The 1,789-nt window shown below is 24.7% G+C and carries 3 protein-coding genes; 2 read left to right on the top strand and 1 reads right to left on the bottom strand.

The annotated features are described in order from the left end of the window. On the bottom strand, window positions 1-367 hold a 367-nt coding region (locus CD129_RS12295; RefSeq protein WP_144437021.1), incomplete at its 3' end, for a hypothetical protein. A gap of 218 nt (window positions 368-585) precedes the next feature. Between CD129_RS12295 and CD129_RS12290 the strand changes: the two genes are divergently transcribed. Both CD129_RS12290 and CD129_RS12285 read left to right on the top strand, forming a co-directional pair. Beyond that, window positions 586-1,113 carry a hypothetical protein gene (locus tag CD129_RS12290; RefSeq protein ID WP_115337902.1) on the top strand — a complete coding sequence of 176 codons (528 nt, stop codon included), beginning with the start codon at window positions 586-588 and terminating at the stop codon, window positions 1,111-1,113. Beyond that, window positions 1,113-1,789 (top strand): hypothetical protein (locus CD129_RS12285; RefSeq protein ID WP_144437020.1); only part of this gene is annotated, 677 nt, incomplete at its 3' end. The genes CD129_RS12290 and CD129_RS12285, both read left to right, overlap by 1 nt.

The following is a 1,789-nucleotide window of genomic DNA, read 5'->3' as shown; positions in this document are numbered from 1 at the left end:
AATAATAATCCTTTATATAATCTGATTTTCTACTTTTTAATCTAGCTGTTGGTATCATATATAAATATATTTCAACAATAATTCTATTCATTATATCATCTAATGTAGAAATATTTCTGATACAGTAATTTAAATGGTATGTAGCTTCTACTAAGTAATTAAATTCTTTTTCATTTGCTTTGCTATATAATTTGAAATTTTCAATAAAGTGTTGTTGTGCCTTTACAGTGTGATACATTACCCCATCAAATAATTTTAAAAGTTCATAAATTTTATATAGTTTGGGTTCATCTTTTTCAATAAAATAAGCATTAGTTATTTTAAAATCGTATAAAAATTGTATATTGGTATCTTCATAAGTCTCCATAAATACTCCTCTTTTCAATTTTCCTTAAATTATAAGATAACAAATCAAAATAATCTATATTAGTTCAATCTTATTTTTTACTATAAAAAATTTATTAAATGTCACTTTAATTTAACAAATACTTACAGTTAAGAACTAAATATAAACAGTTAGGCAATATTCAACTTTACTACATAAAATATTGATACTCTCTAAATATTAAACAAGGAGGTTTTATCATGGAAAAGAAATTATATTCGATTATTGCAATGGGAGTTTTATCGTTAACTATTACACCTTATATTGCTAACGCTGAAAGTTATGAATCTAAAGAGGTTGATAATCAAATCACACAAGATTTTACACCCAATCTAGAACAAGCTTATAATGAAAGCTACAATAATAATTCTAACGTTATTCAAGAAAGTTACGGCTTAAAAGTACCTGTAGGTTCTATAGTTATTAAAAAATTAGCGCAAGGAAAAAGTTCTTTATCAAAAAAAGGGAATAAAATCACTAGTACTGGAACTACTAAAGGTAAGAAATTGACTACTATTACAAGTGCTACCACAGGCATAGGTCTTGCAAAAGGTAAATTAGCTAAACAAGGAAAAAAAACCATAGCTGGAGCATATGGGACTGCTAAATCAACTGCTTCTATGAAAAAAGTAAAAGGAAAAAAACAATATGGTAATGTGACTATACACACAGCTACTAATAATGGAACGCTTTACAAAGGGCGTTCAGGTGTTAAAAAGAGTTACTAATGATTAATATTTTTAGATTTATATTTCTAATTATATTATTTTCTTTTTTATTAACTGGATGTGATAAAGACTCAAAATCAGACATTCAATATTCTAAGCATTTAAGCATGAATAAAAGTTCAGATTTTGTTATTGATAGTAATGATATTAGTTTAATCAATTCATTTACACCTTGTAGTAACCAGAAAAAAGACTCTAAATTAACTAAAGATGAATCTATTTCATATTTTAATTTAAATAAAAAAGAAAAATTTTTATGTGCAAAATTAATCGTTGAAAACCCAACTGATAAAAATGTAGCTATTACTCATAAACTTTTTTCAAGAAATAAACAATTACAGTATTCAATAAATAATAAAAAATATAAAAGTCTAAAAACCAAAGTTCCAGCAAATAAGAAAATCATAATAACTACGAAAATCAATGTGAATCAAATAAAAAATGAAATTTCTTATCTACCTATTGAAAAAGGTAAAGAATTCGAAATTAACAGCGACAATTTATCTTTAACACGATTATTCGTTGATAAAGATGAAAAATTCAAACGTAAAAAGTCTTCAAGTTTTAAAGAATTCAATACAGATAAAGATATTGAGAATAATGAATTCATAACAAATGCTAACATTGTTAATAGGCATAAAGAACCAATATTCGAATCAAACAATCAGTCTAAAGA

This window comes from Mammaliicoccus fleurettii, assembly GCF_003970575.1.
Taxonomy (GTDB): Bacteria; Bacillota; Bacilli; order Staphylococcales; family Staphylococcaceae; genus Mammaliicoccus; species Mammaliicoccus fleurettii.
This window is presented reverse-complemented; position numbering and strand designations above follow the sequence as displayed.